Raw genomic sequence first — 17589 nt, 5'->3', positions numbered from 1 at the left:
AGGATTTGCGGGCAAGATTATAGTGGGCCCCCGCCCATTTGTCAAGTTCATTTTCGCCCCGATTCCGCCCCGGTCCCTGGGAAAGATTTGTCTATTTTCACATGGACGGCTCAGTCTGTTCCGAGGTGGGGAACAGGCCCTCGGCCAGGGCGGCGGCCCAGGCCTGATCCCAGGTGTGGCCCTTCAGGCTCCCGGCCTCCACGCCGAAGCACTGGAAGCCGTAGGCGGCCCGGCCCCGGTCGCTGGTGGGGTCGAAGTAGAGCCACTGCCCGTCGATCCGGGCCAGGTCCCACATGTGGTTTTCCGCCCCCAGCTTCCCGCTGACGGTGACACAGGGGATGCCCGCCTGCTCCAGCAGCAGCTGGAACGCCTGGGCATAGCCCCCGCAGATGGCCAGGTTGTCGTGGAGGGCCCCGAAGGCGGTGGTGGAGTCGTAGGGCATCTCGCCCGGCTCCCCGTAGTAGCGGAAGTCATAGCGCACATGCTCGGTCAGGTAGGCATACAGAGCCTCCGCCTGCTTCCGCCGGCCCATCTCGGGGGTGACCGTCTCCCCATAAATCTGCTCCGCCAGGGCGTCCAGCTCCGCCAGCCGGTCCAGGGCCTGCTGGCGGGTCAGCCCGCCCTGGGGCGTCACCGTGACGGCCGTCCCGTCCCGGCTGAGCTGGCAGAGGAGGTAGCTCCCCCCCACCTGCTGGAGGGCCCGGTTCATGTCGTCCACCGCCAGCCCGGGATCGGTGATGCGGATGGGAATGCTCTCCTGCGCCAATCCATCCCGCGCCGTCTGTACCAGGCTGGCCAGGGAGTCCACCTCCGTCCCCTGGAAGCCCTCCGGGTAGTCCCCGGTGCGGTAGGGCATATAGGAGATGGTGCAGCGGAGCAGGCCGTCCGCCCCCACCTCCGCGTTTAAGTCGTAGGCGTAGCTGTAGGTCCGGTTGCCGGACAAGATGCCGTAGTAGAGATTTTTGACGGTCAGGGGCAGCTCCTCCTGCCTCTCCAGCGCGGACACGTCAAAGGCGGGGGGCTGCTCCGCCGCCGCGATGGCCCGGGTCAGCTCCTCCCGGAGCTCCTCCAGGCTGGCCACCGCCGGAGCCCCGGTCTCCGGCTGCTCCGGGGCCGGGTCGGCGGAGGGGGTTTCCTCCGGCCAGTCCAGCCCCAAATCCTGCCGGATGGCGGTGCGCAGGGCCGTCATGTCTGGGTCGGCCCAGAAGAAGCGCAGCTTCTCCTCGGCCACCGTGTCCCTCTGGGGCGCGCCGCCCAGCACAAAGACGGCGAAGGTGTCGGCGATGTCCTCGTGGAAGTAGTTGGCCCCGTAGCGGCTCACGTAGCGTGTGGGGTTGGCCTCGTAGTCCCCCACGCCGGTGTCCCCCAGCCCGCTCCAGAAGGCATCATAAAAATTCTTCCGGAAGGAGCCCTCCACAAAGGTGGCCGGGTCGTGGGTGCCGGCGCCCCTGCTCAGGTCAATCTGGGTCTCGTCCTCCAGCAGGACGTGGCCGTACTCGTGGAGAATGGTGTAGGTCAGCTTGCTCCAGTCCCGCTTAGCCCCGTTCTCGTCGTACACGTCGTAGTAGTCGATGCTGATGGAGAAGCGGGTGTTGTCGGTGACGTCCCCCTCCTTCACCGGCGAGGTGTAGGCCAGGATGTTGCTGGCACCGTCGGTGAACAGGTTGAATTCGGCGATCTTCTGCCGGGCCTCCAGGGGGAGGATGGAGCACAGGAAGTCCCACACCGCCCGGTCTTCCGGGTCGGAGATGCCGGCCTGGCCGCCGCTCACCGGGTAGGAGGCGAGCACGTTGGTGATGCCCAGGCTGTAGCTGCCCACGGAGACCAGACAGCCCTCCTCGTCAGAGGAGAGGGTGATGTACTTGCTGTATACCGGGTCGGCCCAGCTGGTCTGGCCCCCCTCCTCCCGCTCCGGCGCGCCGTACATGGCCTCAATCAGCCCCCGGACCGCCTCCGAAGTATAGCCGGTCTCCTCCGGGCGGATCATAATGCGCTCCAGGAAGCCGTTGCGGTACTGGTAGTAGGTGTTCATGGGGACCTCTCCGTCAAACCAGCGCATGGAGTAGCGGTAGGTCTCATAGGTGTCGGTCCAGCCGTTCCCGGAGACCTCCCAGCTGTCCGCCAGCTCCCCGGCCGCACCGATGTAGGCCTCGGTGTCCGAGCGGGAGCTGCTGAAATAGATCACGTTCTGCCGGGTCTGGCGGTAGGTGTACCCCTCCCCCTGTGCCCGGTCCAGTTCCCGGTAGGAGGCGGTATCCGGGGAGCAGATCTCCGCCGCCGCTTTCACCGCCGTCTCCGCCGCGGAGGCGATGGCGTACAGGTCCAGCTGGTCCGCGGTATCCGCCGCCGTGTGGTACAGGTAGCCCTCCCCGTTCTGCATCAGCAGGACGGATGGGACCCCGGCCAGCTGGAGGGAGGCGTGGTCGCTGGCCGTCTCCGCCCCCCGCTCCAGGGACGGGTCTTTCTCCTGGAGCAGGCCGCTGACCCAGTTGGCCTCCCCGTCCATGGTACACACCAGGGTGCCGTCGGAGCCCAGGCCGCCCAGCATGTCAAACTGGATGTCGCCGATCATCCGGTCCTTCTCCTCCTCTGACAGGGAGGCGGTGTAGGCCCGGGAGCCGTTTTTGCCGTTCTCCTCGTCGGTGAAGCTGATAAACCGCACCTGGGTGTCGGTGGGCACATCCCTCAGGGCCCGGGCCGCATACAGCAGGGCGGCCACGCCGGAGGCGTTGTCGCTGGCCCCGTAGGCGGTGGGCACGCTGTCGTGGTGGGCGGACAGGATCAGAATATCCGCGTCAGGGGAGGGTGCCTCCTTCACGGCGACCACATTGTGTCCGGAGCGGCCCTGGCTGTCCGTATAGGGCTGGAGGGTGACGGTGTACCCCATCTCTGTAAATCGCTCCTTCAAATACTGGACGGCGTCCGCCTCCCCCTGGGAGCCCACAGGCCGGTGGACCGCCGTGAGGGCCTCCAGATCGGTTCGAAGCTGGTCCACGTCAGGCAGGGAGTGAGCCTGCTCCAGCATCACCAGGGCCTCCGCCGTGGTGATGGTCCCTGTGGGGGCCAGCTGGTCCTCGCTGCGCCCGGACATCACCCCCGCCTGGAGGCACCAGAGCACCGGCTCCCGGGCCCACTCGGCCACGCTCCCCGCGTCCCGGAACTGGGAGAGCCCCTGGGCCGCCGTATCCGGCGAACCGGCCTGCCGCCAGAGGATGGCGGCGAACTCCTGCCGGGTCACCGGGCGGTCCGGCGCAAAGGTCCCGTCCCCCGCGCCGGAGAGACAGCCCTCCCCCGCCGCCCAGGTTACCGCGCTGGAATATTCCCCGGACACGTCGGAGAAGGGGCAGGCCCCGGAGACAGCAGGGCGCCCCGCCGCCTCGTAGAGCAGCTGAGCCGCCATCCCCCGGGTGACAGTTTTCCCAGGGACGGCCAGGAGGTCCCGGCTGATGGAGGCCTCCCGGCCCCAGGACAGCGCCTCCTCCGCCCACTGGGGCCAGTCCGCCGCGGGAGCCGCCAGCCCCGGCGGGACCATCAGGGCGCCGCACAGCAGCAGGGCAAACAGTCGCTTCATAACATCACCTCATCTGCAAATATGGTACCATAAGAATAGACGGTTTCCAGGGCAAAAAGTTTGGCGGATGGGGCCGGCGCCGGAAAAAACTGGGGCGAAGGGCCCTGTCTCCGGTCCGGAGGACGGAGCCGGCGGGGGAGAAGCGGCAAAAAAGCGGCGAACCCGCAGTCCGGGGTTCGCCGCTTTGGCAGCAGAGCTTGGATTACTTGGCGTTGTGGGACTTGGAGTGGCTGGGGGCGACATACTGGCCGTTCTCCTTCTTGACCAGCTTGCCCTCCTTGACCAGCTCGTTGGGGGTGTAGATGTCGTTGATGTTCCAGCAGCCGGGGGTGGGCACCACGATGTTCTCCATGGGGGCCTCCACCAGGAAGGGGCGGCCGGCCCGGTTGGCCTCCATGGCCTTCTCCATGGCGGGCTTGAACTCCTCCGCGGAGGAGCAGCGGATGGACTCGATGCCGTAGGCCTTGGCCACGTCCGCCCAGTTGGGGGTGTAGGAGGCCCCGTCCGGAGTCTGGAAGACCGTGCCGAACTTGTGGTGGTAGTTGGCGTTCTCCAGCCCCGCGATGGTGCCGAAGGCGGAGTTGTTCATCACCACCCAGGTGACCGCGATGCCGTCCTGGGCCGCGGTGGCCAGGCAGGAGGGCTGTACGCCGAAGCCGCCGTCCCCGGTGAGGGTGATGCAGATGCGGTCGGGGGCGGCCAGCTTGCCGCCCAGCACCGCCGAGGCGCCGAAGCCCATGTTGGCCAGGCCGGAGGTGTGGTGGATGGAGCCGGGGACGGTGATGTCGAACTGCTGGGCCACGCCGTTTTTGTTCCAGCCCACGTCGGTGAAGATCAGGGCGTCCTCGGGGATGACCTCCTTCACGTCCTTCAGAATGCGCTGGGGGGTCATGGGGAAGCGGCTGTCGCTGGAGATGGCCTCGTTGGACTTCTTGAAGTCGGCCTTGGCCTGGAGGATCTTCTCCCGCAGGCCGGGGCGCTGCTTGCCCTGGGGGCAGATCTTCTTCACTTCCTCCAAAAGCTGCCGCAGACCGATCTTCAGGTCGCCCACCGCGCCGATCTCCACCGGGTAGTTGCGGCCGATCTCGGCGGGGTCGATGTCGATCTGAAGGAAGGTGGTGCGGTCCGGGTCGAAGGTGACGCCCTGGTACCAGCTGGAGCTGTCCGCCTCGCCGAAGCGGGTGCCCAGGCCCAGGATCACGTCGGCGTTCACGGTAAAGGAGTGGGTGAACTCCAGACCCCAGAAGCCGGTCTGGCCGATCATCAGGGGGTGCCGGACAGACAGGCAGCCCTGCCCGGCCAGGGTGCGGGAGACGGGGATGTCCAGGAACTCCGCCAGGGCGGCCAGCTCCTCCGAGGCCTGGGCCAGCAGGATGCCGCCGCCGGCGTGGAGCACGGGGCGCTCGGCCTCCACCAGCTTCTTGGCGATGGCCTTGACGGCGGCGGGGTCCAGGGCGGGCTTCACCGGCGCGTGGCTGTCCCGGTAAGTGCGGGACCACAGGTCCTCCTCCATCTCCCGGGAGAACATGTCCATGGGGATGTCCACCAGGACGGGGCCGGGGCGGCCCGACTCGGCCAGGCGGAAGGCCCGGTCCAGAATGTAGGGCAGGGCCTCCACGTCGTCCACCCGCCAGCAGCGCTTGCACACGGGCTTGAGCATGCTGTACTGGTCGCCGTCCTCGTGCATCTGGACCTCCTGGTGGGGGTGGCGGCCGAAGTAGTAGCTGGGCACGTCGCCGGCGATGACCACCATGGGGATGGAGTCCAGGGAGGCGTTGGCCACGCCGGTGAGCACGTTGGTCAGGGCGGGGCCCAGGTGGCACATGGCCACGGCGGCCTTGTGGGTGACCCGGGCGTAGCCGTCGGCGGCGGTGGAGGCGATGGCCTCGTGGCGGGTGTTGACAAAGTGGAGCTTCTTGCTGCGGGAGAGGGCGTCCAGCATGCCGATGACCGTATGGCCGCACAGGCCGAAGACATACTTCACGTCCCGCCGCTCCAAGTAATCGACGATCAGGTCTGCTACCAATTTCTTGCTCATAATACTTCCTCCTGCTTTTGAATGAATCGGATTCAAGGCGGAACTGCGGAGGAGGAGGCCGGCACTCCGTGCTCTGTAGACTCCGTCAGGCGATCAAGCTGCGCCGCGTCCGCTGTGCGCAGCGGGGTCCTTCTGATAAAATAGTACCGGAAAGCGCCCGGGATGTCCAATATTCAGTTTTCATTTACCGTTCGAATCTGTGCATGAATTTTTGAAAAACAAAGGGTTTTCTTCATGGGAATATCCCGTCACGGCAGGTCGGGGAGGCCGCTCTTCTGGATGAACTGGGTAAAGACCTCGCCGCTTCGGATGATGAAATCCCGGAAATATTCCGCCGCCGGGGGCAGGTACTGCTCCTTGTTCCAGGACAGGTACAGGTGCCGGGGCGGAATATCGTTGGAGATGGGGAGGATCTTGGTGTTGTACGGCGCGCCGCCCAGGGGGTAGGGGATGATGGCCACCCCGTGGTTGGCGGCCACCAGGCCGTGCATGATCAGATCCTGAGCGGTCTCCATGGTGATGATGGGGCGGATGCCCAGCTCCCGGAAGATCTGGTCGGTGACGCCCCGGAGCTGGCTGTCCTTGGAGAAGGCGATGAAATTCTCCCCGTCCAGTTCCCGCAGGTCCACCGCCTGGTTCCGGGCCAGCCGGTGACCCTGGTGGACCAGCAGGACGATCTGATGGTCCCCGATGTAGGAGGACTCCACCCGGGGGTCGTCCATCTCGGTGGCGAAGACCAGGTCCACCTGCCCCGCCAGAAGCTGATCCCGCAGCCGGCCGTAGGTGGCCTCCTGGTTGAACTGCAGGCGCACGTCCACCCGGTTGGTCTCGGACACGTAGCGCACGATAATGTCCGGGGCGAACTGGGCCAGGGAGGGGAAGCCGGCCATGACCACCGTGCCGGTGTTGGGGTTGATGTAGTCCTCCAGCTTGGACAGGCCCGCCTCCAGGGTGTCGATGGTCTGCTGCACATAGGGGAGAAACAGCCGGCCGTATTTGGTCAGCTCCACATTGCGCCCCTTTTTCACAAAGAATTTCACATTGAGCTCGCTCTCCAGCTCCTGGATGGCGTGGCTCAGGCTGGACTGGCTGACAAAGAGCTCCTTGGCCGCCCGGGTGTAGTGCTCCAGTTCCGCAATCTTTTTGAAGCACTACATGAACACCACCTGGGTGGCCCGTCCTCTGCCTGAGGATATGCCCTCCAACGAGGAGCTGTTCGGCGAGTTCAACAAGCCGGATATGGACGTGGAGTAATCGCTCTCAACATATGCCTCCCACGGCGCGCGGGCGGCAGTTCGGGACAGGTCACCTGGCAGCAGGGCTCTGATCCGGGGCTGCCGCCCCGCCGCGCGGGGGAATAAAGCGATACCGCTGTTTGAACGGCGTGTCAAACAGCGGTATCGCTTTTACGTTCAGGCGGGAGAGGTCAGTCCCGGGCAAACCCGGCGCCGAAGGCCCGGCACTGGGCCAGCCCCTCCTCGTCGGGGGCCTCGTTGAGGATCAGACCCTCGTCCTGATAGACCACGGCGTTGGCCCCGTCGGCGCGGGCCTTCCAGTCCCGCATCCACTGGCCGTCGCCCCAGCCGAAGGAGCCGAACAGGGCCACTCGCTTGCCCCCCAGGCGGCCCTCCAGGGCGGTGAAGAAGGGCTCGAACTCGGCCTCCTCCAGCACCTCGGCCCCCATGGCGGGGCAGCCCAGGGCCAGCTTGTCGTACTCCAGGGCCTGGTCCACGGTGACCTGGTCCACGGAGAACAGGTCCGCCTGGGCCCCAGCCTCCCGGGCGCCGTCGGCGATGGCCTCGGCCATGGCCTGGGTGTTGCCCGTCATGCTCCAATAGATCACTGCCAGCTTGCTCATCTTGCATAACCTCCATATGACATCGGATTGAAAAGTTGATATCTGTAAGCGCCGCAGCGGCGGCGGTCACATACGAATTTACGCCACCCGGAACACCTGGGCCAGGGCCTTCCCCTCCCGCAGACGGCGGCACAGGGCGGCCCGGCACAGCCCGTACCGGCGGAAGCACTGGCGGGCCCGCTCCACGTCGGAGTACACCTTCCAGCAGCCGGACAGCTTGTAGTCCCGCCCCCGGTGGAGGCGGAAGCCCTCCACGTCCTCGGGGGGATAGCCCAGAAAGAGGCCCACCTCGTGGGGGAAGTCCCCCTGATTCAGACGGCGGCCGAGAGCCTCCAGCATGGCCTCCAGGCCGCCCTGCGCCGGGTAGCCCTCCCGCAGGAGCAGTGCCCGCACCGCCGGGTCGTTCAGCTGCCGCTCCAGCCGCTCCGGCCGGTAGACCAGCAGCAGGCACCGGGGACAGCCGGTCCAGATTACCCGCAGCTGGATGCCCCGCCGGGCCAGCTGATGCTGATACTGACGGAAGAGGGGCGTGGAGCAGGCCTCCGGGCTGCCCCAGGCGATCAGGTCGGCGGACTTGATGCCCGCCATGGCCGGAGCCCCGTGGTAGGCCAGGGTGCGCTCCAGATCCAGCTCAGTGTGGTTCATGGGAGACCTCCTTCTTGGTTAGCTGAGACTAACGAATATGAAAAGAAAAAGCGGGCTGCGCCCTTAAGGAAGTTAGCATAAGCTAACCAATGAGAGGATACCACAGCTCCGGCCGTCTGTCAATCCTGAATTCATAAAAACTGCGTTCGTCCGCCGGACCATTTTCGTTGCCCTGGCTCCGGTTTTATGCTATACTGTTCTTGTCGCTTTTGCGCAAAAAGCGGCGGCGCCAGCCGTGTGCGGCTGGAGGATTCTTACGAATGGGAGGGGTCGCCATGAACCTGGAGTTATCCTTGAAACAGACGCTGAAGCTCAGTCCCCAGATGCTCCAGTCCATGGAGATTTTGCAGATGAGCACCCTGGAGCTGGGGGAGTTTATCCAGGAACTGGTCCAGGAAAATCCGGCCGCCGAACTGGCTGAGCCGCCCGACCCGGGGGATGAGAGCGAGGAGCTGTGGCGGCGTCTGCAGTCCTTGGCGGATCTGGACCACCAGAACCGGCAGTACGTCACCGCCGACCGGGATGAGCTGGACCCTCTGGCCCGGGTGGGGACGGACGGGGGACTGGCCGACACCCTGCTGCTCCATCTGACAAGGCAGCTGGAGCGGAGCCACGCCTCCACCATCGTCCTCCGGGGGGCCCAGTTCCTGGCCGCCAGCCTGGATGAGGACGGCTATCTTCGGGATGATGTGGCCGATCTGGCCCAGGCGGCGGGCTTGCCCGCCTCCATTCTGGAGGAGGGGCTCTCCCTGCTTCAGACCCTGGACCCGCCGGGGGTGGGGGCCAGGGATCTGTCCCAGTGCCTGGCCCTTCAGCTTCAGCGGCAGGGGGAGAGCGGGACCGCCCTGGCCATTGTCCAGCGGCACTTGGAGCACCTGGCCCGGAAGCAGTACCACGCCATTGCCCAGGACCTTGGCGTCTCCCAGGAGGCGGTGCGGGAGGCGGAGCGGCAGATCCAGGCCCTGGACCCGCGCCCTGGCTCCGCCTTTGCCGGGCGGGAGGAGCCCAACTACCTGATCCCCGATCTGGCGGTGGTGGAGACGGAGGAGGGGCTGACGGTGGTCTATCAGAACGCCTACACCCCCACCCTGCAGCTGAGCGGCTACTACTGCGATCTGCAGCAGCGCAGTACCGACCCGGAGGTGAAGCAGTACCTCACCGACAAGATCAAGCAGGCCCAGTTCGTCATCCAGGCGGTGGAGCAGCGCCGCTCCACTCTGCTGGACTGCGCCCGGGCCATCGTCCGGCGGCAGGAGGCCTTTTTCCGCTCCGCCGGCGGCCATCTGGTTCCCCTGCGCCTGAGCGACGTGGCCCAGGAACTGGCCATCCACGAGTCCACCGTCAGCCGGGCCATCCGGGAAAAGTATCTCCAGTGCGCCCGGGGGGTCTACCCCCTCAGCTTCTTCTTCTCCCGGGAGGTGGGTTCCGCCGGGGAGGGGACCTCCGCCCACCAGATCAAGAGCCGGCTCAGGGAGCTGGTGGACGGGGAGGACAAGGCCCGCCCCCTGTCCGACCAGAAGCTGTGCCAGCTGCTGGAGGGGGAGGGGGTCACCATCTCCCGCCGCACGGTGGCCAAATACCGGGACGAGCTGGGCATCTCCAGCGCCAGCGGCCGGCGGGCCCGTCCCAAGGAATAGGAGACCATATGAAAGCATACCGCGCCATCTGTTTTGATTTTGACTACACCCTGGGGGACTCCACCGACTCCATTGTGGCGGGCTTCCAGTACGGCTTTGCCCGGCTGGGGCAGCCCGTCCCCGACCGCGAGACGGTGCGGGGCACCATCGGCTACCTGCTGGAGGACGCCTATGAGCTCCTCACCGGGGATGGGGACCCGGACCACAAGGCCCAGTTCCGGGCCTACTTCCTGGAGGTGGCCAAGCCCCGCCAGCGGGAGGAGACCACTTTGTTTCCCGGGGCGGCGGAGCTGCTCCGGGGCCTCCACAGCCGGGGCGTCCGCCTGGGCATCGTCAGCACCAAGACGGGAGAGACCATCGAGTACATCATGGAGCGCTATGGGCTGAAGGATACTTTGGAATTTGTCATCGGCAGCTACGACGTGACCCGCCACAAGCCCCACCCGGAGGGGATTCTCAAGGCCCTGGACCGGATGGGGGTCTCCAAGGAGGATTTCCTCTACTGCGGGGACACGGTGCTGGACGCGGAAGCCGCCCAGCGGGCGGGGGTGGACTTCGCCGCCGTCTTGAACGGCACCACCCCGGCGGAGGATTTTGCGCCGTGGCCCTGCGTGCACATTGCGCCGGACCTGCCCGATCTGGCCCGGGCTCTGGAGCAGTGAGAATAGAAAAAACCCCGGATGCATGGCATCCGGGGTTTTTTGTTCAATGCTGTTAAATCAGGCTCAGTACCAGAGTGAGCACCACAAACAGAAGGGCCACCCACTTGGTCAGCTTGGCCAGCTTGGAGTCCCAGGTCTTGGCCTTGTTCTTGGACAGGAAGGTGTCCACGCCGCCGGCGATGGCGCCGGACAGGCCGGCGCTCTTGCCGGACTGGAGCATGACCACCGCAATCAGAATCAGGCCGCACAGCACCTGTACAATGGTAAGGGCGAGCTTTGGAGTCATGGTTATCGTTCCTTTCAAGCCCACAGCCGGGCGAATAATCAGATTTGCGGCGGCGGTTCACCGGACGCGGAAAACATTATACTACAAAAATATCAGAAATGCAAGGGGAAAATGAGCCGTTTTTTCGGCTTTACAGCTGGGCGATGGCCTCGATCTCCACCTTGGCGTCCTTGGGCAGGCGGCCCACCTGGACGGCGGAGCGGGCGGGGAAGGGCTCCTGGAAGAACTGGGCGTACACCTCGTTCATGGCGGCAAAGTCGTTCATGTCCGCCAGGAACACAGTGGTCTTGACCACCGCGCCCATGTTGGTGCCGGCGGCGTTGAGGATGGCCTTCAGATTGTTCAGGGACTGCTGGGCCTGGGCCTTGATGTCCCCCTCCACGATGGCGCCGGTGCTGGGGTCGATGGGCACCTGGCCGGAGACAAAGAGAAGGTCGCCGATCTGGATGGCCTGGGAGTAGGGGCCGATGGCGGCGGGTGCGCTGTCGGTGTGGATGACCTGCTTCATAGGATATGAGCTCCTTTCTCAATTTACATTACAGATGGGCGGCGGAGCCGGGCTGCGCGGCCCGCCGGTCCTATTGTAGCACGCCGTTTCCCCGGCCGTCAACGCGGAGAACGCCTTGCCGGGGGGCTGGCTTCGTGCTATCATGGAAAATAGTCCCGCGGCCGGGGGACCTGCAGCCCGGGACAGTATTTAATAAAGGAGCGGATAGGGATGATCCGGAGAGCACAGCAAGCTGATTTTTCCCGCATCTGTGAGATCTATGCCATCGCCCGGGCCTTTATGGCCAGGACCGGAAACGCCGCCCAGTGGGGGGACTCCTTCCCGCCGGAGGAACTGCTCCGGGAGGACATCCGGCTGGGCCGCCTCTATGTGGTGGAGGAGGAGGGGACCGTCCACGGGGCCTTTGCCTTCCTGCTGGGGCAGGACCCCACCTATCAGGTGATCGAGGACGGAACCTGGAAGTCGGCCGCCCCCTACGGGACCCTTCACCGGGTGGCCGGCAGCGGAGAGGTCCGGGGTCTCTTTGGACAGATGGTGGACTACGCCTGGGGGGTCATTCCCCACCTGCGCATCGACACCCATGAGAACAACGCGGTGATGCGCCACCTGGTGGAGAAGCACGGTTTTCAGCGGTGCGGCGTCATTTACACCGACGACGGCACCCCCCGCATCGCATTTGAGCGGATCTAAGGGGAACAAAGGGCGGAGCTCTGGAAATTTTCTGGACAAATGGCCCCTTCTGTGATAGGATACCTCCTGACGAGTCTCCACACCTCGTCCAAGCACGAAGGTCCCCAGGGACCTTCGTGTTCGTTCGGAAGACCGGTCTTCCGGTCTTGCCGTTCTCTAAATAACAAAATGGAGGTATCCCAATGCACAAGTTTTCCACCCGCGATTTGACCCTGGCGGCCCTGATTGCCGCCGTCTATGCCGTTTTGACAGTGACTCTGCCAATCCCTCAATACAGCGGCATTCAGGTCCGTCTGGCCGAAGCTTTGACCGTCCTGCCCTTCTTGTTTCCCGCTGCCACGCCGGGACTGGTGGTAGGATGCTTTATTGCCAACCTATTCTCTCCCTTTCCCCTGGACATCCTCTTTGGCACCGCTGCCACTCTCTTTGGCTGCTGGGCGACCCAGTACATGCCCTCCCGGTGGCTGGCGCCTCTGCCGCCGGTGATCTTCAATGCGGTCATTGTGGGCGCTGAGATTGCCTGGACCAGTGTGGGATTTACTGCCGCCTTCTGGCCTGCCTTCGCCTTTAATGCCTTTACCGTGGGATTGGGCGAGCTGCTGGCCTGCTATATTCTGGGTTCGCTTCTGATCCGCGTTCTGCCCCGCATCACCTTTTTCCGGGCTCTCATTCCGGAGGAGCGGCTCTCCCGAGTTGCTGCCTGAGTCTCAGTCGCATAAAACGATTTCATACCCCGGACGGGTGGACGTCCGGGGTATTTTGTTTCCTGGGGATGTTCACAAATTATCAACGAAATATTTACATACTACCATAGATTTTTCCCCGTAAACCCGTACAATACAATTAACCTGTTAACGGCATCCGCAAATTCCCATCTCTCAAAATAAAGGATTGATATGTATGCAAGAGTTGAAGCAGCCCTCCAAAAAACCGCTGATCTTCTACTATGTGGTCATCGTTCTGGTCATCATGCTGCTAAACGCTACGCTGTTTCCCATGATGTGGGAGACTCCGGTGCAGGAGGTGGACTACACCACCTTCATGTCCATGACCTATGACGACAACATCGGATTGGTTCAGATTGATACGGACGAGATCATCTTCACCGACAAGGCCCAGGAGAATTTCTACAAGACGGTGCCCATCCCCAGCGACATGGACCTGGTGAACCGGGTGTACGAGCACGGCGGCCAGCTGAGCAGCATCGACACCGGCGGCCAGACCAATTCTCTGCTCTATATCCTGCTGAGCTGGATTCTGCCCTTCCTGCCTTTCCTGGTCATCGGCTATTTCCTGAACAAGCGGATGAAGAACGCCATGGGGGGCGGCGACGGCATGATGTTCGGCATGGGCGGCAATTCCGGGGCCAAGGTGTACGTGCCCTCCTCCACCGGCATCCGCTTTTCCGACGTGGCCGGGGAGGACGAGGCCAAGGAACTCCTCGGCGAGATCGTGGACTTCCTCCACGACCCGGAGAAGTACCGCTCCATCGGCGCCAAGCTGCCCAAGGGCGCCCTGCTGGTGGGCCCTCCGGGCACCGGCAAGACCCTGCTGGCCAAGGCGGTGGCCGGCGAGGCCAACGTGCCCTTCTTCTCCATTGCCGGCTCCGAGTTTGTGGAGATGTTCGTGGGCCGGGGCGCGGCCAAGGTGCGGGACCTGTTCAAGCAGGCCAACGAGAAGGCCCCCTGCATTGTGTTCATTGACGAGATCGACACCATCGGCAAGAAGCGGGACGGTCAGTTCTCCGGCAACGACGAGCGGGAGCAGACTCTGAACCAGCTGCTCACCGAGATGGACGGCTTTGACGGCTCCAAGGGCGTGGTGGTGCTGGCCGCCACCAACCGCCCCGACTCCCTGGACCCCGCCCTGCTGCGGCCGGGCCGCTTTGACCGGCGCATCCCAGTGGAGCTCCCCGACCTCCAGGGCCGCATCGACATCCTGAAGGTCCACGCCAAGAAGATCCGCCTGGCGGAGGACGTGGACTTTGAGCCCATCGCCAAGACGGCGGCCGGGGCCTCCGGCGCGGAGCTGGCCAACATCGTCAACGAGGCCGCCCTCCGGGCGGTGCGGGCGGGGCGGCAGTACGCCACCCAGGAGGATCTGCAGGAGAGCGTGGAGGTGGTCATCGCCGGTTACCAGAAAAAGAGCCGGGTCCTCTCCGACGAGGAGAAGAAGATCGTGGCCTACCACGAGACGGGCCACGCCCTGGTGGCCGCCATGCAGACCCACTCCGCCCCGGTGCAGAAGATCACCATCATTCCCCGCACCTCCGGGGCGCTGGGCTACACCCTCCAGGTGGACGACGGGGACCACTTCCTCATGAGTAAGGACGAGCTCTTGAATAAGATCGCCACCTACACCGGCGGCCGGGCCGCCGAGGAGCTGGTGTTCCACTCCGTCACCACGGGGGCCTCCAACGACATCGAGCAGGCCACCAAGCTGGCCCGGTCCATGATCTCCCGCTTCGGCATGAGCGATGAGTTCGGCTTTGTGGCCTTTGAGACGGTGAGCAACCAGTATCTGGGCGGGGACGCCTCCCTGGCCTGCTCCCCGGAGACCCAGGCCCGTATGGACCAGAAGGTCACCCAGCTGGTGGAGGAGCAGCACCAGAAGGCCCTGAACATTTTAAAGGAGAACGAGGGCAAGCTCCACGAGCTGGCCGACTACCTGTACCAGCACGAGACCATCACCGGCCAGGAGTTTATGGACATCCTGGAGCGGAAGGCCCTGCCGGAGCAGGAATAAACGAGACCAAAAAACGCACGCCTCTGAGGGAACTCAGAGGCGTGCGTTTTGTCTGTTAACCGGTTTTACTCGGCGGCGGCTACGAGCTGGACCTCCACCGGGGCGTTGCCGGGGAGGGTGGCCAGGCCGATGGCGGCCCGGGCGCCGATGCCCGCGTCCCCCAGCTGCTCATACAGCCAGCCCGAGACGATATCCCCCACCTTGGCGTGGGTGGTGTAGTCCTCGGTGGCGTTGAGGTAGACGGTGAGGGACAGGATCTGTACGATCTTCTCCCCCTCGCCCAGGGTGTTCTGGGCGGCGGTGAGGGCGTTGGAGGCGGCCTGGATCACCGCGTCACGGTAGTCGTCCAGGGGGCGGTCCGGGCTGATCTTGCCGGACATGAGGAGCACTCCGTCCTTCCGGGGGGTCATGCCGGCGGTGAAGATGAGATTGCCGTAGCGGACGGCGGGCTTGTACTTGCCCTGGGGGATGGGATTCTTGCTCATACGCGGTACCTCTCAATCATCGTGATGATCCGGTCCACGGCCGCCTCGGCGGCCTTCCGGTCCTGGGAGAAATTGATGCGGAAGCTGTCGGTGAACTGGGGGCCGAACTCGGTGCCCGGGGTGACGGTGACGTTGGCGTGGGCCCGGAGGATTTTCACAAAGTCCTCGCCGGAGACGGCCAGGGGGGGCAGCTTGGGGAACAGGTAGCTCCCCGCCTCGGTGGTGCGGGCGGTGACGCCGGGGCAGGCGAGGAATTTGGAGAGCAGGGAGTCCCGGATAGCCTGGTGGTCGGCCACCCGCTGCTCCATCCAGCCCTCGGGCTCAGCAAACCAGGAGGCGAACACCGCCTGGCAGTAGCCGGGGGCGCGGAGGGAGACGATGGCCTGGAGCTTCTCCATGCGCTCGATGATGGCGGCGGAGCCGAAGGCCACGCCCAGGCGGTAGCCGCTCAGAGACTCGGTCTTGGAGGGGCCGATGATGGTCACCATGTTGTCGGGCCGCTCAGGCTGGGCGCACAGATGGGTGTAGGTCCGGCCGTCAAACACCTGGCGGGAGTAGAGCTCGTCCACGATGAGGGTGGCCCCGTACTCCTTGGCCAGAGAGGCGATCTTGACGATCTCCTCCTGGGAGTAGATCACGCCGGTGGGGTTGTTGGGGTTGGAGAACAGGAACAGCTTGACCCCGCTCTGGAAGGCTTTCTCCAGCTCCGTCAGATCCAGGCCGGCTTTCCCCTGGTCCTGGGCGCCGTAGTAGTCCATCTGGATGGGGCACAGCTCGCCCCCGAAGAACTCCACCAGCTTCCGGTTGGCGAAGTAGTCGGGCTCCACGATGGCCACCTTGTCCCCAGGGACCATGTTGGCGCCGATGGCCAGGAACAGGGCCCCCTGGGTGCCGGGGGTGAGGATGATGTTCTCCTCCGGGTCGATGGCCGCCCCGGTGAAGGAGGAGATCTTGCGGGCCAGATCCTCCCGGGTGCTCTTGCCGCCCCGGTACTCGGTGTAGGCCTGGTGGCCCCCGATCTTCTCCACACCGGCTACGAAATCAGCCAGAGTGCCCGGAATGGGGGGGTGGGCGTCCACGTCCCCGTGGGAGAAGTCCACCGGAGTGCCCTTCAGCTTCTCGCCCCGCAGCTCCAGCGCCGCCGCCTTCTGGCGGCTCTCCTGGCCCGGGGCGTTGTCACAGCCCAGCTTCGCGAATTTTTCCAGCAGCGTATCCATGCCGTTCCGCTCCTTTCCTGTGTTTGATTCAGACGGTCAAAACGTCCGGTTCTGGTTCCTTTCTACTATACCACAGAGAGGCGGTCCCGTCCAATTCCCATTTCTTTATCTTGTGTTATTAAAATATTGATACCTCCGAAGCTCTGCCCCGTGACTTTTTTCAGAATCCGCGGTAAAATGAAGAAAACCAGGAGAGGAGTACCCCCATGCTGATGCTCAAAGAGATGGAATATGTCTACGCAGTGTATGAGGAGCAGAGCTTTTCCAAGGCCGCCCGGAAGCTCTATCTGTCCCAGCCCGCCCTGAGCGCGGCGGTGCGCCGGGCGGAGGCGGAGATCCACACCCCCATCTTCGACCGCAGCACCAGCCCCATCCGCCTGACGCCGGCGGGGAGCTACTACATCGACGCGGTCAAGCGCATCCTGGACATCCGGCAGGAGATGGAGTCCTACTTCGACGCCCTGGCCGGGAAGTGCCAGGGGACGGTCAAGGTGGGGGCGGCCTCCTTCTTCTGTGCCCACGTGCTCCCCAGCGTGGCGGAGGAGTTTCAGCAGCAGTACCCCGCCTGGCGGGCCAGCCTGCTGGAGGTGAACGCCCCCGACCTGTATCCCTGCCTCCAGTCCGGCACCATCGACCTGAGCCTGAGTGTGGAGGCGGCCGACCCCCACCTGTTCCACTCCACCGTCTGGCAGGAGGAACAGATTCTTCTGGCCGTCCCCGCCGCCTTTTCGGTGAACCGGGGGCTGGAGGAGTTTCAGCTCACCGCCGGGCAGGTACGGGACGGCCTCCAGTTGAAGGAAGATTTTCCAGCCGTAGACCTGTCCCGCTTCGCCCAGGAGCCCTTCCTGCTGCTCAAGCAGGGGAACGACCTGAACCAGCGGGCGTACAAGCTGTGCCGGAACGCGGGCTTCCTCCCCAAAATCGTCCTGGAGCTGGACCAGCTGCTCACCGCCTGCTACATCGCCCGGGACGGCAAGGGGTGCACCTTCCTGCGGAACGGCATGGCCCGGTTCCAGGAGGACGGCGGCCGGCTGGTCTACTACAAGCTGGGGGACCCCGCCGCCCACCGGCCGGTGATGCTGGCCTGGCGGAAGTCGGCGGAGCTGTCCCGCCCCGCCAAAGCCCTGCTGGGATTTCTCGCCGGCGGGAACGGACAGACAGAATAAAACAGAGGAGCGGGCCCCCACGCGGCGCGGGCCGCTCCCCCGGTAAAAAAACCCAACAGCCAAGAGGTAAGGCGGGCGCCC

Annotated in this window: 15 protein-coding genes; 6 read left to right on the top strand and 9 right to left on the bottom strand. The window is 64.7% G+C overall.

All coding sequences use genetic code 11. The features are described from left to right. Positions 1-97: 97 nt before the first annotated feature. The 5 genes from H6B31_RS11130 to H6B31_RS11110 form a co-directional block, all read right to left on the bottom strand. Positions 98-3571 (bottom strand): M20/M25/M40 family metallo-hydrolase, encoded by a 3474-nt coding sequence (locus H6B31_RS11130; protein ID WP_204898577.1) that lies wholly within the window; start codon positions 3569-3571, stop codon positions 98-100. A gap of 202 nt (positions 3572-3773) precedes the next feature. Next, positions 3774-5609, bottom strand: coding sequence for a thiamine pyrophosphate-binding protein (locus H6B31_RS11125; protein WP_204898576.1), 1836 nt, complete (start codon positions 5607-5609; stop codon positions 3774-3776). Between the two features lie 248 nt (positions 5610-5857). Continuing rightward, positions 5858-6739 (bottom strand): LysR family transcriptional regulator, encoded by an 882-nt coding sequence (locus H6B31_RS11120; RefSeq protein WP_207752316.1) that lies wholly within the window; start codon positions 6737-6739, stop codon positions 5858-5860. Positions 6740-7035: 296 nt separating this feature from the next. Next, the gene (locus H6B31_RS11115) at positions 7036-7467 is read right to left on the bottom strand and encodes a flavodoxin (RefSeq protein WP_204898575.1); all 432 of its coding nucleotides are present in this window, start codon (positions 7465-7467) and stop codon (positions 7036-7038) included. Positions 7468-7545: 78 nt separating this feature from the next. Then, positions 7546-8112: a DUF3793 family protein gene (locus H6B31_RS11110; RefSeq protein WP_204898574.1), complete on the bottom strand. Its 567-nt coding sequence runs from the start codon at positions 8110-8112 to the stop codon at positions 7546-7548. A 275-nt stretch (positions 8113-8387) separates the two neighbouring features. Here H6B31_RS11110 and rpoN point away from each other — a divergent pair, with 275 nt between their 5' ends. After that, positions 8388-9749, top strand: a complete 1362-nt coding sequence (gene rpoN, locus H6B31_RS11105; RefSeq protein ID WP_204898573.1) for an RNA polymerase factor sigma-54 — start codon at positions 8388-8390, stop codon at positions 9747-9749. Between the two features lie 8 nt (positions 9750-9757). Further along, positions 9758-10411 carry an HAD family hydrolase gene (locus tag H6B31_RS11100; protein ID WP_204898572.1) on the top strand — a complete coding sequence of 218 codons (654 nt, stop codon included), beginning with the start codon at positions 9758-9760 and terminating at the stop codon, positions 10409-10411. Positions 10412-10463: 52 nt separating this feature from the next. Here H6B31_RS11100 and secG read toward each other — a convergent pair whose 3' ends face one another. Together secG and H6B31_RS11090 are read right to left on the bottom strand one after the other, a co-directional pair. Next, a complete protein-coding gene (gene secG / locus H6B31_RS11095; RefSeq protein WP_087289314.1) occupies positions 10464-10697 on the bottom strand; it encodes a preprotein translocase subunit SecG in 234 nt (77 codons plus the stop codon). 130 nt (positions 10698-10827) lie between these two features. Further along, a complete protein-coding gene (locus H6B31_RS11090) occupies positions 10828-11205 on the bottom strand; it encodes a RidA family protein (RefSeq protein ID WP_204898571.1) in 378 nt (125 codons plus the stop codon). Positions 11206-11415: 210 nt separating this feature from the next. Between H6B31_RS11090 and H6B31_RS11085 the strand changes: the two genes are divergently transcribed. From H6B31_RS11085 to ftsH, 3 genes are all read left to right on the top strand, one after another. Next, a complete protein-coding gene (locus H6B31_RS11085) occupies positions 11416-11895 on the top strand; it encodes a GNAT family N-acetyltransferase (protein WP_204898570.1) in 480 nt (159 codons plus the stop codon). Positions 11896-12077: 182 nt separating this feature from the next. Further along, positions 12078-12599 carry a QueT transporter family protein gene (locus H6B31_RS11080; RefSeq protein WP_204898569.1) on the top strand — a complete coding sequence of 174 codons (522 nt, stop codon included), beginning with the start codon at positions 12078-12080 and terminating at the stop codon, positions 12597-12599. 196 nt (positions 12600-12795) lie between these two features. Then, positions 12796-14640: an ATP-dependent zinc metalloprotease FtsH gene (gene ftsH / locus H6B31_RS11075; RefSeq protein ID WP_204898568.1), complete on the top strand. Its 1845-nt coding sequence runs from the start codon at positions 12796-12798 to the stop codon at positions 14638-14640. A 65-nt stretch (positions 14641-14705) separates the two neighbouring features. Here ftsH and H6B31_RS11070 read toward each other — a convergent pair whose 3' ends face one another. Together H6B31_RS11070 and H6B31_RS11065 are read right to left on the bottom strand one after the other, a co-directional pair. Then, positions 14706-15125, bottom strand: coding sequence for a RidA family protein (locus H6B31_RS11070; protein WP_204898567.1), 420 nt, complete (start codon positions 15123-15125; stop codon positions 14706-14708). Then, entirely contained in the window at positions 15122-16342 is a 1221-nt protein-coding gene (locus H6B31_RS11065) for a pyridoxal phosphate-dependent aminotransferase (protein ID WP_204898566.1), read from the bottom strand. Before H6B31_RS11065 ends, H6B31_RS11070 begins: the two co-directional genes overlap by 4 nt. 206 nt (positions 16343-16548) lie before the next feature. Here H6B31_RS11065 and H6B31_RS11060 point away from each other — a divergent pair, with 206 nt between their 5' ends. Continuing rightward, complete coding sequence (locus tag H6B31_RS11060; protein WP_204898565.1) at positions 16549-17508, top strand: LysR family transcriptional regulator; 960 nt, start codon at positions 16549-16551, stop codon at positions 17506-17508. Positions 17509-17589: the final 81 nt, after the last annotated feature.

Origin of the sequence: Pseudoflavonifractor capillosus, assembly GCF_016899775.1 — a bacterium.
Taxonomy (GTDB): domain Bacteria; phylum Bacillota; class Clostridia; order Oscillospirales; family Oscillospiraceae; genus Lawsonibacter.
Note: the sequence above shows the minus strand (reverse complement) of the source record. Positions and strands in the feature narration are given on the sequence as shown.

Coding starts and splice junctions, on each gene's coding strand:
- H6B31_RS11110 (WP_204898574.1), bottom strand. CDS start 8,112: ATGAACCACACTGAGCTGGATCTGGAGCGCACCCTGGCCTACCACGGG.
- H6B31_RS11080 (WP_204898569.1), top strand. CDS start 12,078: ATGCACAAGTTTTCCACCCGCGATTTGACCCTGGCGGCCCTGATTGCC.
- H6B31_RS11070 (WP_204898567.1), bottom strand. CDS start 15,125: ATGAGCAAGAATCCCATCCCCCAGGGCAAGTACAAGCCCGCCGTCCGC.
- rpoN (WP_204898573.1), top strand. CDS start 8,388: ATGAACCTGGAGTTATCCTTGAAACAGACGCTGAAGCTCAGTCCCCAG.
- H6B31_RS11060 (WP_204898565.1), top strand. CDS start 16,549: ATGCTGATGCTCAAAGAGATGGAATATGTCTACGCAGTGTATGAGGAG.
- H6B31_RS11085 (WP_204898570.1), top strand. CDS start 11,416: ATGATCCGGAGAGCACAGCAAGCTGATTTTTCCCGCATCTGTGAGATC.
- ftsH (WP_204898568.1), top strand. CDS start 12,796: ATGCAAGAGTTGAAGCAGCCCTCCAAAAAACCGCTGATCTTCTACTAT.
- H6B31_RS11065 (WP_204898566.1), bottom strand. CDS start 16,342: ATGGATACGCTGCTGGAAAAATTCGCGAAGCTGGGCTGTGACAACGCC.
- H6B31_RS11100 (WP_204898572.1), top strand. CDS start 9,758: ATGAAAGCATACCGCGCCATCTGTTTTGATTTTGACTACACCCTGGGG.
- H6B31_RS11130 (WP_204898577.1), bottom strand. CDS start 3,571: ATGAAGCGACTGTTTGCCCTGCTGCTGTGCGGCGCCCTGATGGTCCCG.
- H6B31_RS11115 (WP_204898575.1), bottom strand. CDS start 7,467: ATGAGCAAGCTGGCAGTGATCTATTGGAGCATGACGGGCAACACCCAG.
- H6B31_RS11090 (WP_204898571.1), bottom strand. CDS start 11,205: ATGAAGCAGGTCATCCACACCGACAGCGCACCCGCCGCCATCGGCCCC.
- H6B31_RS11125 (WP_204898576.1), bottom strand. CDS start 5,609: ATGAGCAAGAAATTGGTAGCAGACCTGATCGTCGATTACTTGGAGCGG.
- secG (WP_087289314.1), bottom strand. CDS start 10,697: ATGACTCCAAAGCTCGCCCTTACCATTGTACAGGTGCTGTGCGGCCTG.